Origin of the sequence: Pseudomonas sp. Z4-7 (genome assembly GCF_051131965.1) — a bacterium.
In the GTDB taxonomy this organism is placed as follows: Bacteria; Pseudomonadota; Gammaproteobacteria; order Pseudomonadales; family Pseudomonadaceae; genus Aquipseudomonas.
In genome coordinates this window covers 1,545,430-1,560,515 of sequence record NZ_CP071642.1, presented here as the reverse complement: position 1 = coordinate 1,560,515, position 15,086 = coordinate 1,545,430, and the positions used below count along the sequence as shown (strand labels likewise).

At 61.5% G+C, this 15,086-nt stretch carries 9 protein-coding genes; 3 read left to right on the top strand and 6 right to left on the bottom strand.

Annotated features, from left to right (window positions below; genetic code table 11):
- A complete protein-coding gene (locus J3P91_RS06895) occupies positions 1-564 on the top strand; it encodes a peptidylprolyl isomerase (RefSeq protein ID WP_434603079.1) in 564 nt (187 codons plus the stop codon).
- 85 nt (positions 565-649) lie between these two features.
- The gene (locus tag J3P91_RS06890; protein ID WP_434569451.1) at positions 650-2,482 is read left to right on the top strand and encodes an ABC transporter ATP-binding protein; all 1,833 of its coding nucleotides are present in this window, start codon (positions 650-652) and stop codon (positions 2,480-2,482) included.
- Positions 2,483-2,647: 165 nt separating this feature from the next.
- On the opposite strand, the gene J3P91_RS06885 is transcribed toward J3P91_RS06890, so the two are convergent.
- The 5 genes from J3P91_RS06885 to aceK all read right to left on the bottom strand — a co-directional run bounded on the left by J3P91_RS06885 (position 2,648) and on the right by aceK (position 12,903).
- Positions 2,648-3,772, bottom strand: a complete 1,125-nt coding sequence (locus tag J3P91_RS06885) for a GNAT family N-acetyltransferase (protein ID WP_434603078.1) — start codon at positions 3,770-3,772, stop codon at positions 2,648-2,650.
- A gap of 139 nt (positions 3,773-3,911) precedes the next feature.
- Positions 3,912-5,222, bottom strand: coding sequence for an OprO/OprP family phosphate-selective porin (locus J3P91_RS06880; RefSeq protein WP_434603077.1), 1,311 nt, complete (start codon positions 5,220-5,222; stop codon positions 3,912-3,914).
- Between the two features lie 327 nt (positions 5,223-5,549).
- Complete coding sequence (locus J3P91_RS06875) at positions 5,550-6,671, bottom strand: beta-ketoacyl-ACP synthase III (protein WP_434603076.1); 1,122 nt, start codon at positions 6,669-6,671, stop codon at positions 5,550-5,552.
- A 327-nt stretch (positions 6,672-6,998) separates the two neighbouring features.
- Entirely contained in the window at positions 6,999-10,910 is a 3,912-nt protein-coding gene (gene hrpA / locus J3P91_RS06870; protein WP_434603075.1) for an ATP-dependent RNA helicase HrpA, read from the bottom strand.
- Positions 10,911-11,181: 271 nt separating this feature from the next.
- Positions 11,182-12,903, bottom strand: a complete 1,722-nt coding sequence (gene aceK, locus J3P91_RS06865; protein WP_434603074.1) for a bifunctional isocitrate dehydrogenase kinase/phosphatase — start codon at positions 12,901-12,903, stop codon at positions 11,182-11,184.
- A 131-nt stretch (positions 12,904-13,034) separates the two neighbouring features.
- Between aceK and J3P91_RS06860 the strand changes: the two genes are divergently transcribed.
- A complete protein-coding gene (locus J3P91_RS06860) occupies positions 13,035-13,925 on the top strand; it encodes a DMT family transporter (RefSeq protein WP_434603073.1) in 891 nt (296 codons plus the stop codon).
- A 119-nt stretch (positions 13,926-14,044) separates the two neighbouring features.
- Here J3P91_RS06860 and J3P91_RS06855 read toward each other — a convergent pair whose 3' ends face one another.
- On the bottom strand, positions 14,045-14,908 hold the full coding sequence (locus J3P91_RS06855) for a DMT family transporter (RefSeq protein WP_434603072.1): 864 nt from the start codon (positions 14,906-14,908) through the stop codon (positions 14,045-14,047).
- Positions 14,909-15,086: the final 178 nt, after the last annotated feature.

The following is a 15,086-nucleotide window of genomic DNA, read 5'->3' as shown; positions in this document are numbered from 1 at the left end:
ATGCTGAAAAAAATCGCCCTCGCCGCCGGCACCGTACTGTTTGCTGCCAACCTGATGGCTGCCACGCCGGCCAAGGCACCACACGTCCTGCTGGACACCACCAACGGCCAGATCGAAATCGAACTGGACCCGGTCAAGGCGCCCATCAGTACCAAGAACTTCCTTGAGTACGTCGACAGCGGCTTCTACAACAACACGATTTTCCATCGCGTGATCCCGGGTTTCATGGCCCAGGGCGGCGGTTTCACCCAGCAGATGCAGCAGAAAGACACCAAGCCACCGATCAAGAACGAAGCCAGCAATGGCCTGCATAACGTTCGCGGCACCTTGTCGATGGCCCGCACATCCAACCCGGATTCGGCCACCAGCCAGTTCTTCATCAACGTGGCCGACAATGCCTTCCTCGACCCGGGCCGCGACGCCGGCTACGCGGTATTCGCCAAGGTGGTCAAGGGCATGGACGTGGTGGACATCATCGTCAACTCCCAGGCCACCACTAAATCAGGCATGCAAAACGTGCCGGTCGATCCTGTGATCATCAAGTCGGCCAAGCGCATCGACTGAACCCACAGGGCAAGCCTGAGCGGCGCCGGCTACCCCGCGCCGCCCACCGCAAAAAAGGAGAGCCCCCGCCCGGGCTATGTACCCCATGGTTTACCGCCGTTTTGAAAAACTGATCGACATCTTCCGCGACGCCCCGACCTCGGCCCCGCCGAACCGCGTCCTGCCCTTCTACACGTATTACCTGAAACAGGTCTGGCCCAGCTTCGCCGCACTGCTGGTGGTCGGCCTGATCGGCGCGCTGATCGAAGTGGCGCTGTTCAGCTACCTGAGCCGCATCATCGACCTGACCCAGGCCACGCCCAACACCGACTTCTTCAAGCTGCACGGCCTCGAGCTGGCCTGGATGGCGGTGGTCGCGCTGGTGTTCCGGCCGATCTTCGTGGCCCTGCATGACCTGCTGGTGCACCAGACCCTGAGCCCGAGCATGACCAGCCTGATCCGCTGGCAAAACCACAGCTACGTGCTCAAGCAGAGCCTGAACTTCTTCCAGAACGACTTCGCCGGGCGCATCGCCCAGCGCATCATGCAGACCGGCAACTCCCTGCGCGACTCGGCGGTACAGGCCGTGGATGCGTTGTGGCACGTGCTGATCTATGCCATCAGCTCACTGGTGCTGTTCGCCGAAGCCGACTGGCGCCTGATGATCCCGCTGCTGGCCTGGATCGCCGCCTACATCGGCGCGCTCTGCTACTTCGTGCCACGGGTCAAGGAACGCTCCGTGGTGTCCTCCGATGCGCGCTCCAAGCTCATGGGCCGGATCGTCGACGGCTACACCAACATCACCACCCTGAAGCTGTTCGCCCACACCAACTTCGAACAGCAATACGCTCGCGAAGCCATCGAGGAACAGACCGAGAAAGCCCAGCTGGCCGGACGCGTGGTGACGAGCATGGACGTGGTCATCACCAGCATGAACGGGCTCCTGATCGTCGGCACCACCGCCCTGGCGCTGTGGCTGTGGACGCAATCGCTCATCAGCGTCGGCGCCATTGCCCTGGCCACCGGCCTGGTGATCCGCATCGTCAACATGTCCGGCTGGATCATGTGGGTGGTCACCGGCATTTTCGAAAACATCGGTATGGTCCAGGACGGCTTGCAGTCCATCTCCCAGCCGGTCAGCGTCACCGACCGCGAGCAGGCCAAGCCGCTCGCGGTGGCCCGTGGCGAGGTGCGTTTCGAACATGTCGATTTTCACTACGGCAAGAAAAGCGGCGTGATCAGCGACCTGAACCTGACCATCAGGCCCGGCGAGAAAATCGGCCTGATCGGGCCGTCCGGCGCGGGTAAATCCACGCTGGTGAACCTGCTGCTGCGCCTCTATGACGTGCAGGGCGGACGTATCCTCATCGACGGCCAGGACATTGCCCATGTCGGGCAGGAAAGCCTGCGCGAACGCATCGGCATGATCACCCAGGACACCTCGCTGCTGCACCGCTCGATCCGCGACAACCTGCTTTACGGCAAGCCCGACGCCACCGACGCGCAACTCTGGGAAGCGGTGCACAAGGCCCGTGCCGATCAGTTCATCCCGTTACTGTCGGACGCCGAAGGCCGCAGCGGTTTCGATGCGCACGTCGGTGAGCGCGGCGTGAAGCTCTCCGGTGGCCAGCGCCAACGCATCGCCATCGCCCGGGTATTGCTCAAGGATGCGCCGATCCTGATCATGGACGAAGCGACCTCCGCGCTGGATTCGGAAGTCGAAGCGGCGATCCAGGAAAGTCTCGAGACGCTGATGCAAGGCAAGACCGTGATCGCCATTGCCCACCGCCTCTCGACCATCGCCCGGATGGACCGGCTGGTAGTACTGGAAAACGGCCACATCGCCGAAACCGGCAGCCATGCCGAGCTGTTGGCCCATGGCGGGCTGTATGCGCGGCTCTGGCAGCATCAGACGGGTGGATTTGTCGGGATTGATTGACTCCGGAGTCCGCACAAAACCCGTGGCGAGGGAGCTTGCTCCCGCTGGGGTGCGCAGCGCCCCCCTTGGAGCCCGGTCCAGCTTCATGGTTGGATTCAGATTTTTTGGGGCTGCTGCGCAGCCCAGCGGGAGCAAGCTCCCTCGCCACGGGGTTTCATGACATCCTCAGCACTGCCGATACGGCAGTGCTGTCCTGGCTTCTTCGGCATACGCCAGCACGCCCTCATGCTCACGCACGAGGAAATCCGCCACCGCCGCCTTCAGGCCCGGATGGCGCAAGTAATGCCACGAGCGGGTAATCACCGGCTCGAACCCACGAATCAATTTATGCTCGCCCTGGGCCCCGGCGTCAAAGCGCTGCAGACCGTTGGCGATCGCATAGTCCATGCCCTGGTAGAAACACGTCTCGAAGTGCAGGCGATCGAACTCCGCGGGACAACCCCAGTAACGGCCGTAAAAACTGTCGCCACCGACCAGGCTGAATGCCATCGCCACCGGCCGCGAACCTTGCTTGGCCAGCACCACGCGAATGGCTTCGGGCATGCGCTCGGCCAGCAGGCTGAAGAATGTCCGGGTCAGATAAGGTGCTTGCCTACGCACCGCATAGGTATTGGCGTAACAGGCGTAGACAAAATCCCATTGCGCCTCGTCCAGTTGATGGCCTTCGAGCCACTCGAACTCGATGCCCTGCCCTGCCACTTGCTCGCGCTCCTTGCGCATCTGCTTGCGCTTGCGGGAACTGAGCGCATCAAGGAAATCCTGGAAGTCCCGATAGCCGCGATTCTGCCAGTGGTACTGGCAACCGATCCGCTGCAGCCAACCCTCCTGACCGGCCAGCGCCGCATCGGTAAAGGCATCGGTGAAGTTGATGTGAGCGCTGGAAAGCCCTTCGATTTCCAGATAACCCGGCAGGCTGCCGAGCAATTCCAGACCGTCCTCCACTGACGCCGCCAGCAGCCGCGGCCCGCTGACCGGACTGAACGGCACCGCCGTCAACAGCTTGGGGTAATAGTCGATGCCCGCCCGGGCACAGGCGTCGGCCCAACCATGATCGAACACGTACTCGCCGTAGGAATGCCACTTGCGGTAACTGGGCAGGGCCGCCAGCAGCCGTCCGTCTTCCATGTGCAACAGGTGCTCGGGCTGCCAGCCGGAATGCGCACCCAGGCTGGCGCTGTCTTCAAGTGTGCTTAAAAAAGCGTGGCGCAGGAACGGTTGATTGGCGGGCACCAACGCGTCCCACTCGGGTGACGCGATGGCGGACAGGTTGTCCAGGACGTGAAGCGGCATGCGGTTCCTCGATATCCAGGCGGCGGATTACCCGAGTATCGCCGATCCAGGCCGGTCGGGCATAAAAAAACCCCGCCAGAGGCGGGGTTCAAAGGAGCGTAACGGATGAAAGTGGAGCGGTGTATCAAGTCAAAGCGATTTAGAACACGTACTGAGCGCGGACAACAAAACCATCGCCGTCGTCATCGCCGTTGACGTTGGTGACCTTGTCGGTCTTGGCCTTGACGTAGGCACCGGTGATTTTCACCGCTTCGTTGGCGTACCAGTTCACACCTAGATTGTGCACCTTGGCTTCGGCATCGCCCACTTCGCGGGTCGCCGAGGCAGTGGTGATGTTGTCGTCTTCGACGGTCATGCTGTCGTAGCGGTAGAACACTTCCCAGGCACCGATGGATTTGTTCTGTGGCTTGATCGCGTCAAACTTGCCGACTTTATAACCACGGGACTCGCCGGTGAGGGTGTAGGCACCCTGGACGTAGAAGCCGTGGCCCTTGAGGTCTTCGAAGGCGTCGCTGTCAGCCTTGGTCTTGCGCGAGATGTATTCACCCTGGATCGACGCTGGCCCCATAGCGAAAGCGGCTTCCAGGCCGAAGGCGGTGTCAGTGTCGTACGAACCGGCCGGCGAGTTGTTCGCGCCGCCCAGGACCGGACGGTTGCCGTTAGGACCGGCATCGTTGCCGCCCAGGGTTTCAACGCCACGCATGCCCAGGCGGGAGCGATAACGAGCATCGAACGCAGTGTCGGAGACGTCACGGGAGGCCACGCTCAAACCGAAGTGCAGCACGTTGCCGGCTTCGTGCATCGGCGCGAATACAAAGCGACCGTTGACTTGCTTGACGCTGTCGCCGTCAGCATCGTCATTGTCCTTGCTGAACACGCCGGCCGAAGCATAGAACGAATCAGCGAAAGTGCTGGATGCCTGGATACCCATACCGTTCTGCTTGTCCATGGCCCAATCGACCAGATCGTAGGCGGAGTTTCGCTCAGGCGCGGTGACCCATTTGGAGCTGGTGGCTTTTTCAAGGCCAAAGTCTGGGTCAAAACGGCCAACCTTGATGGAAACCGGTTTGAAACCGTTATAGGCCAGAGACGCCTCGTCGAAGTAGCCGTTATCGGAATCGCCGGTGTTATGGGACATGTCGTAGTTGATGGTGTATGCCCAATCCGTGTACAGCACGCCGGACAGTTCCAAGAAAGCACGACGGAAATAGGCGGCGTCTGCCGAATTGCCATTGTCGGTGTAGATCCCGTCGAACTGGCTGTAGTCAGCCTGCAAACGACCGCCGAGCTTGAAGCTGAACTCTTTGTCAGTGGTAGCGACCTCCAAGCCGCCCTTGGTCTTGACCACGATATCGGCGCCGTCGGTGGTTACGGTGCCGGCGAAAGCCTGGGCGGTTACTGCCATTGCCAGAGCGCTGGCGGCAAAACCTGCGAAGTGCTTACGGATCATCGAAGAATTCCCCTAGTTGGTAGTCTATGCGTTAGAAAACACGCGGAACTGGGCCCGCTGGTGTTGGGAGGGGATCTTGGCGATGGGTTGTGTCAGGCGAGTTGCTATCACATAAAGATTTTATGACAGCGGAACTTTTTACTTCGAATGGGAATAACGGATTTGCTGCAAAACCTGTGGGAGCGAGCCTGCTCGCGAAAGCGGTAAGTCAGTCAACGTTGCATTGACTGGTCCGCCGCCTTCGCGAGCAGGCTCGCTCCTACATGAAGTTAGGTTTATTGCATGCTGAGGGAGCAAGCTCCCTCGCCACGAATCAAGCAGTCCGTATCAACGCTTGCGCAATATCACGCTGCCGATCGAGTAGCCGGCGCCAAACGAGCTGAGCACCGCGACCGAGCCACTGGGCAGGTCGTCCTGGTACAGGTGAAAGGAAATCACCGAACCCGCCGAGCTGGTGTTGGCGTAGCGGTCGAGAATCACCGGAGCTTCTTCCTCGCTGGCTTCGCGCCCGAGCAGCTTGCGCACGATCAGCTGGTTCATGCTCAGGTTGGCCTGATGTAGCCAGAAACGCTTCACTTCGCCGACGTTCAGCTGGTTTTCCTGCAAGTGAGCGCCAATCAATTCGGCGACCATCGGGCAGACGTCGCGGAACACCTTGCGGCCTTCCTGGACGAACAGTTTGTCCCGCGTGCCGATGCCCTCTTCCGCCGCGCGGTTGAGGAAGCCGAAGTTGTTGCGGATGTTGTTGGAGAACTTGGTGAGCAGCTTGGTGCTGACCACGTCGAACTGGTACGGCGATGTCGCCTGGTCCGCCCGCTCGATGATCACCGCCGTGGCTGCGTCGCCGAAGATGAAATGGCTGTCGCGGTCACGGAAATTCAAGTGGCCGGTGCACACTTCCGGGTTGACCATCAGGATCGCCCGGGCCTGGCCCAGTTGCACACTGTTGGCGGCCGCCTGAATGCCGAAGGTCGCCGAAGAACAGGCCACGTTCATGTCGAAACCGAACCCTTCGATACCCAAAGCTTCCTGGACTTCGATGGCAATGGCCGGATAGGGACGCTGCAGGTTGGAACAGGCAACGATCACGCCGTCGATGTCAGCGGCGCTGCGACCGGCGCGCTCAAGCGCCTGTTTCGCGGCGCCGACGGCCATTTCGCAGAGCACCGACCATTCTTCGTTGGAGCGCTCCGGCAGGCGCGGCGTCATGCGCTTGGGATCGAGAATACCGTCCTTGTCCATCACGAAACGACTCTTGATGCCTGAAGCCTTTTCGATGAAGGCCGCATTGGACTCGGTCAATGCCTCGACTTCGCCGCGCTCGATGGCGTCGGCGTTGTCGGCGTTGAACTGCGCGACATAGGTATTGAAAGACTGCACCAGCTCTTCGTTGGAGATGCTGTTGGCCGGGGTGTACAGGCCGGTGCCGCTGATGACGACGTTATGCATGGTCGTGTCTCTGATCTGTTCAGGCAGAAAGTATTGGCACCGACGTACCAACACGCAAAGGGTCTTTCCCATCCCGTGGGAGCAGACCTGGCATCGCTTTATTCCGATCCGCCCGTGACATTGAAGCCAAAACCACGGGACCGGCATTTATAGGCGCGAAGTTTGCCATAAACGCTGGCGTTTGGCCCATTCTCCCTTTCACCAGGGATGAAACCTGTGGGAGCGAGCTTGCTCGCGATAGCGGTGGTTCAGCTTGCATGTATGTCGACTGATACGCCGCCATCGCGAGCAAGCTCGCTCCCACAGGGGTTATGCGGCGTTACTCCATCAGCCCTCCACCAACCCCCACTGCTTGCTCAGGCGTTTGTCGGAGATCGGCACCTTGGTGCCCAGTTGCTGGGCGAACAGCGATACGCGGTATTCCTCCAGCCACCAGCGGTACAGTTCCAGCTGCGGATCGCGCTTGCCTTCCTGGGCATGCTTGCTGGCGCGGGCCTGGTATTGCGCCCAGAGGTTGGACAGCTCGCCGCTCCAGACCCGGTCCTTCTGCACCTGGCTGCCGAGCTTCTCGAAGCGTTGCTCGATAGCCTTGAGGTAGCGCGGCAGTTCCTTGAGCCATTGATGCGGGGTTTCACGCACGAAGCCCGGATACACCAGGTGGCTGAGCTGCTGCTTGATGTCGTTCAGCGCCACGGCCTGGGCCAGGTCGATCTTGCCCTTGAAGCGTTTTTGCAGGCCGTGCCAGAGTTTCAGGATATCCAGGGTCAGCCTGGCCAGGCGTTCGGCATGTTCGGTCCAGCCGCCACGCTTGCGTTCGGCCAGTGCCGCCAGCGCGGCGCCGTCGCGTGGCAGGCTCGGCTCGCCGTCGAGGACGCAACTGTCGAGACTCGCCAGCAGAATGTCTTCCACCAGACCGTCGATGCGCCCAAGTTCGCGATACAGCAGGCCCAGTTCGGTCAGGCCGGGCAGCTTGCCGCGAAGAAACTTCGCCGTTTCGGCCAGTTGCTGCATGAGCAGGCGTTGCAAGGCGCGGCGATGCTGGAACTCGGCTTCGGCCGGGGTCGGGAAACGGCCTTCCTTGACCACGCCGTCCTCTTCCACCAGCGCCGGGTACACCGTCATCGACAGCCCGGCGATCTTCTGTTGGGTTTTTTCCGCCACTGGCGCAAAGATTTTCGCTTCCACCGGTTCCTGACTCTTCGCCGTCTGCGGCACGGCCAACGCGGCCTGGCTGGCTTCGGCAAAACGCGCGGTCAGCTCGGCCAAGTCGCGGCCTTCACCGAGGAACTTGCCTTGGCCGTCGACGATTTCCAGGTTCATGCGCAAATGGCTTTCCACTTGCTGCGCCGCTTCCGCCCAGGCTTCGTCGCTGACCCGCGCGCCGGTCATGCGCAGCAGCTCACGCCCCAGGGACTGCGGCAGCGAGCCCTCGGCAAACGTGATGCGCTGCAGCGCCGCCTTGACGAAGTCCGGCACCGGCACGAAGTTCTTGCGCAAGGCCTTGGGCAGGTTGCGCACCAGGGCAATGCACTTGGCCTCGATCATCCCCGGCACCAGCCATTCCAGGCGCTCCGGCGGCAACATCGGCAGTAGCGGCGCCGGTACCCGCAGCGTCACGCCATCGCGCGGGTGGTTGGGCTCGAAGTGATAGCTCAACGGCAAGGTCAGGTCGCCGACGCGCAAGGTGTCGGGATACAGATTGGCCGTCACCTCGCTGGCCTCGCGAGCGAGCACGTCTTCTTCGCGCATGATCAACAACTGCGGGTCTTTCTGGCTGTTGATCCGGTACCAGCTATCGAACGTCGCGGTCTGGTGGATCTCGGCGGGCAGGCGTGCATCGTAGAACGCGAAGAGGGTCTCCTCATCCGCCAGGATGTCGCGGCGACGGGCCTTGGCTTCGAGTTCGTCAAGCTGCTCCAGCAATCGGGTGTTGGCGCTCAGGCACTTGGCCCGGGACTGGATTTCGCCACGCACCAGCGCCTCGCGGATGAACAGTTCGCGGGACACCACCGGGTCCACCGGCCCGTAATGCACCGGCCGGCGACCGACCACGATCAGCCCGAATAAAGTGATCTGCTCGTAAGCCACCACTTGCCCGCGCTTCTTCTCCCAATGGGGCTCGAAGTGGTTCTTCTTGATCAGGTGCCCGGCCAGCGGTTCGATCCAGTCCGGTTCGATCTTCGCCACCATGCGCGCATACAACTTGGTGGTTTCCACCAGTTCGGCGGTCATCAGCCACTGCGGGCGCTTCTTGCCCAGCCCGGACGAGGGATGGACCCAGAAGCGTCGCTGCCGCGCACCGAGGTAATCGCCGTCCTCGGTTTTCTGGCCGATCTGGCTCAACAGGCCCGAGAGCACCGCCTTGTGCAGTTTCGGATAGTCGGCCGGTTCCTTATTGAGGCTCAACTGCATGTCGCGGCAGATCAGGCTCAACTGGCGATGGGAATCGCGCCATTCACGCAGGCGCAAGTAATTCAGGAAGTTCTTGCGGCACCAGTTACGCAGGGGGCTGGCGGTCAGGGCCAGGCGCTGTTCTTCAAAGCCGCGCCACAGATTGACCAGCCCGGCGAAGTCCGAGTCCGCATCCTTCCACTGCGCGTGGGCCTGGTCGGCGGCCTGCTGGCGCTCGGGCGGGCGTTCGCGCGGGTCCTGGATCGACATGGCACTGGCGACGATCAGGACTTCCTGGAGGCTGCCCAGTTTCGCCGCTTCCAGCAACATGCGGCCCATGCGCGGGTCCACCGGCAAGCGCGCCAGTTGACGCCCCAACGGCGTCAACTGGCTGTTGCGGTCTACCGCCGAAAGCTCTTGCAGGAGGTTGAAGCCGTCGCTGATGGCCTTGCCGTCCGGCGGCTCGATAAACGGAAAGTCGGTGATCTCGCCAAGGCGCAGATGCAGCATCTGCAGGATCACCGCCGCCAGGTTGGTGCGCAGGATCTCCGGATCGGTAAACTCCGGCCGGCCAAGGAAATCCTCTTCGCTGTACAAGCGCACGCAAATCCCCGGCTCGACTCGTCCGCAGCGGCCCTTGCGCTGGTTGGCGCTGGCCTGGGAAATGGCTTCGATGGGCAGGCGCTGGACCTTGGCGCGGTAGCTGTAGCGGCTGATGCGCGCGGTGCCGCTGTCGATCACGTAGCGGATACCCGGCACGGTCAGCGACGTTTCGGCGACGTTGGTTGCCAGCACCACGCGGCGGCCCGGGTGGGACTGGAAGATCCGCTGTTGTTCGGCCGGCGACAGTCGCGCGTACAACGGCAGGATTTCGGTGTGTTTGAGCTGGGCCTTGCGCAGCATCTCCGCCGCGTCGCGAATCTCCCGCTCGCCCGGCAGGAACACCAGCACATCGCCGGGGCTGCGGCGCTCGCTGCGTTCATGGGCGGCAATTTCATCGAGGGTGGCGAGGATCGCCTGGTCGACGGTCAAGTCGTCCTCGACCCGATTGCCCTCCTCGTCCTGCTCCAGCGTCAACGGGCGATACCAGGTCTCCACCGGAAAGGTACGGCCCGAGACTTCGACGATCGGCGCGTCATCGAAGTGCTTGGAGAAGCGTTCCAGGTCGATGGTCGCCGAGGTGATGATCACCTTCAGGTCCGGACGGCGCGGCAACAGGGTCTTGAGGTAGCCGAGCAGGAAATCGATGTTGAGGCTGCGTTCGTGGGCCTCGTCGACGATGATCGTGTCATAGCGTTCGAGGTAGCGGTCGTTCTGGGTCTCGGCCAGCAGGATACCGTCGGTCATCAGCTTGATCAGGGTATTGGCATCGCTCTGGTCCTCGAAGCGCACCTGGTAACCCACCAATGCCCCCAGCGGCGTGCCAAGCTCTTCGGCGACCCGGCTCGCCACGCTGCGGGCAGCGATCCGGCGTGGTTGGGTGTGGCCGATCAAGCCATGCTGGCCGCGACCGATTTCCAGGCAGATTTTCGGTAACTGGGTGGTTTTACCCGAGCCGGTTTCGCCGGCGATGATCAACACCTGATGCTTGAGCAGCGCCTCTTTGATCTCGTCGCGCTTGGCCGCGATCGGCAAGTTGTCATCGTAGCGAATCGACGGCACGCTCGCCTTGCGCGCCAGCACCTGGTCGCACGATGCCTGCATGCGCGTCACCCACTGGGCCAGCTTGGCCTCGTCGGGTTTCTTGCGCAGCTCGAGCAACTGCCGCCGCAACCGGTGACGGTCGGCGAGCATGGCGTGATCGAGGTTCTTCAGCAGTTTGTCGATAGCGGGGGCTTGGTCAGTCATCAGGTACGCAGGGGTCGTCGGTTTGAGCAAGGGAGCGATTGTCGCAGATTTGCGCACCGGACGCCGAGCGCTAGCGCTTTTGTGGCGAGGGAGCTTGCTCCCGCTGGGGTGCGAAGCAGCCCCCAGCTGTATTCGGCACCGCGATGTGACGGACAGAACGCAGGGGCCTGCTGCGCAGTCCAGCGGGAGCAAGCTCCCTCGCCACAAAAGCCAGAGACCACAGACCACAGACTATAAGCCGCAGGCCACAGGGGCTTTGTTTGCCGGGCGATTATTCGCTGTCCAGGTCCTTGCGCCGATACGGGAACACATCGATCACCTTCCCCGCCCGAATCGCCTCTTGCAGGCTTTTCCAGTAATCGGCGTTGTACAGCTCGCCATGCAATTGGTCGAAGAGCTTGCGCTGCCCGGCGTCGGCGAACAGGAACGGCGGAAACTCTTCGGGGAAGACGTCCAGCGGCCCGATGGAATACCAGGGCTCGGAGGCCATTTCGTCTTCCGGTGTACGCGGCTGCGGGATGTGGCGAAAATTGGCTTCGGTCAGGAAGCAGATTTCATCGTAGTCGTAGAACACCACGCGGCCATGGCGGGTCACGCCGAAATTCTTCAGCAGCATGTCGCCGGGGAAGATATTGGCCGCCGCCAGTTGCTTGATCGCCAGGCCATAATCCTCCAGCGCCTCGCGTACCTGAGCCTCGTTGGCGTTTTCCAGATAGAGGTTCAGCGGCGTCATCCGGCGTTCGGTCCAGCAGTGGCGAATCAGCACCGTGTCGCCGTCCACCGACACCGTGGACGGCGCCACTTCCAGCAGCTCCTCCAGGCAGGCCGGTTCGAATTTGCTCAAGGGAAACCGGAAGTCGGCGAACTCCTGGGTGTCGGCCATGCGCCCGACCCGGTCGACGCTTTTCACCAGTCGATACTTCTCGATCACCGTGGCCCGGTCGACGTTTTTCGACGGTGAGAAACGGTCCTTGATGATCTTGAAGACCGTGTTGAAGCCCGGCAGGGTAAACACGCTCATGACCATGCCGCGCACGCCCGGGGCCATGATGAACTGGTCGTCGGTATTCGCCAGGTGGTTGATCAGCGCCCGGTAGAACTCCGATTTGCCGTGCTTGTAGAAACCGATGGACGTGTACAACTCGGCGATGTGCTTGCCCGGCAGGATGCGCTTGAGGAAACCGATGAATTCCGCCGGCACCGGCACATCGACCATGAAATACGAACGCGTGAACGAGAAAATGATCGACACCTGCGCCTCGTCGGTAATCAGCGCGTCGATCTGGATGCCGCGCCCCTCGCGATGCAGCAGCGGGATCACCAGCGGCCATTGGTCGTCACGGGTGTAGATGCGCCCCACCAGGTAAGCGCCCTTGTTGCGGTAGAGCACTGAGGAGAACAACTCCACCGTCAGTTCCGGATCCTTGCAGACCCAATCCGGCAGGTTCTCGCGCAGTTGGCTTTCGAGGCGTTGCAGGTCGCCGGGCAGGTCAGCGTAGTCCTCGCTGAAGCGATAGTCGGCGAAAATCGCCGCCAGCATCCTGTCCAGTTGCCCCTGGGGTTTGTAGGTCCGGGTCTGGGCCGCACGGGCACGGCGCAGGCTCGGCCGGGTGGTGTGGATGAACATGGTGCCGTCGCTGATCAGGTCATGGCTGAACAGGCCGCAGAAGATCGAGTTGTACCAGGTCTCCGACAGCTCATCGTCAAACCGCAGGTCGATCAGGCTGATATAGGCGCTTTTCACCAGCGGCCAGCAACCGACATCCATCAAGGCCTCGGCATCGAAGGTGTTGCGCAGCCTGGCCACGGTTTCGAAGACTTTTTCTTCATACAAGTTGATGCGCGCCGCCGACGCCGCTTGCGCCTCCTGCCACTGCGCCTGCTCGAACCGGGCACGGGCGCCATCGGTGATGTGCCGGAATTGCTCACGGTAATCATCGAAGCCGTCGAGAATCGAACGGGCGATATCGGTGGCGGGCCATGGCTGCGACATAGGGAAAACCTCGGCGGGTCATGCTTGTTATTGGCGACTGAGCTTAGAGGCCAATCAAGCGGCAACGCAACCATTGCCATCGGTGTTTGGCGGGGCGACACTTGCGGCCCGATCAAGGAAGGACGCATCTCGTGAATCTCGTCGACACCCTGCGCTTGCTGTCGCTGGCCGCCATCTGGGGGGCCAGCTTCCTGTTCATGCGCATCATCGCCCCGGTGATTGGCACGATTCCTACGGCTTTTTTCCGCGTTTCCATTGCCTTCGTCGGCCTGCTGGTCATTCTTGCGCTGATGCGTATCGACTGGAATTTTCGCGGCAAGCTGAAAGCGGTGATGGTGCTGGGCCTGATCAACTCGGGCATTCCGGCAACGTTCTATTCCCTTGCCGCCCAGGTGTTGCCGGCCGGTTATTCGGCAATCTTCAACGCCACCACACCGTTGATGGGCGTGTTGATCGGCGGGTTGTTTTTCAGCGAGCAACTCACCGTGGCCAAGGTCAGCGGGGTGTTCCTCGGCCTGTTCGGCGTTGGCATCCTGACCGGTGCCGGCCCGGTGGCATTCGACCACCCGTTACTGATGGGTGCCCTCGCCTGCTTGCTCGCCACCACTTGCTATGGTTTTGCCGGCTTCCTCACCCGTCGTTGGCTCGACCATCAAGGTGGGCTGGACAGCCGCCTCTCCGCCCTGGGCAGCATGTTCGGCGCCACGGTTTTCCTGTTGCCGTTGTTCGGTTACAGCGTCGTCAGCCAACCGCCGGCCAGTTGGGGCGGCTGGAGCGTCTGGCTATCGTTGCTGGGGCTGGGCCTGGTTTGCACCGCGCTGGCGTACATCCTGTATTTCCGCTTGCTCAGCTCTATCGGTCCGGTCAAATCCATGACAACGACTTTTCTAATCCCGCCTTTCGGCGTGCTGTGGGGCGCGTTGTTGCTGGATGAGCCGTTGGGGATGGCGCATTTGTATGGCGGGGTGTTGATTGCGGCGGCGTTGTGGCTGGTGTTGAAGCCTGGGGCGTCTAGCCGGTAATTCATCGGTGTGGCCAAAAAAGCTTCGCGAGCAGGCTCGCTCCCACAGGGTCAATTGCAACCCTTGTGGGAGCGAGCCTGCTCGCGAAAGCAGCGGTGCAATCAATAGATATCTATCGGCTAGCGGCTCTTACGGAACACAAATACCAACCCGACGATGATCAGCACCATGCCCAGCAGGCTCAACAACGCCAGCCGATTGCCGAACACCAGGTAGTCCATGATCGCCGTCACTGCCGGCACCAGGTAGAACAGGCTGGTGACGTTGACGAGGTTGCCCCGGGCGATCAAGCGGTAGAGCAACAAGGTCGCCAACACCGACACCACCAGCCCCATCCACAACACCGGCACGATGAACCCCGCATTGTGCTCGAAGTGAAACGGTTGAAACGGCACGAACACCACGCACAGCAAGAGCCCGGCCAGGTACTGCACCGGCAATGTACCGAGGGGATTGTCGGTGATGCGTTTCTGCATGATCGAACCTGCCGTCATGCTCACCAGCGCCAGCAACCCGCACAGCATGCCCGTCAACGACATGCCAGCCAGGCCAATGCCTTGGTACACCACCATGATCAAGCCCACCAGGCCCAGCGCCAGGCCGAACATCCGTTGCCAGGAACGCTGGCGCTCCATGAGCACCACGGTGAGGATCGGTTGTACGCCCATCAACGTGGCCATCACACCGGGCGTAACGTTCAATTGCAGCGCCAGCAGATAGAAAATCTGATAGGCACCCAACAACACCAGGCCGGTCGCCGCCGCGTACAGCATCGGCTTGCCAGCCTTCGGCAGCTTGAACTTCAACAGCGGGATCAACAGCACCAGCGCGCACAGCGCAATCGCAAAACGGATCAGCAGGAAAGCGAAGGGTGACGCGTGGGCCAGGCCCAGTTTGGAAAAGATCGCTCCGCTGCTCCACAACAAAACGAACAGACTCGTGGAAGCCGTCGCCAATAAGGCGTTCTTGGAAAAGGAAAACATGAAAACCACCTGTAGTCAGGCAAAAAGCCAACTCAGCCGAAGCTGAAATCCAGTCGTTTTTCAGGCAGGCACAGGGAACGGCAACCGTTGCCGATCAGCCCCGAACGCCAACACCCGGCGGTGATACGCAGGCGTATACCGGTGAGCGACCGACAGGTGGAGGGTATTGACCGATCTG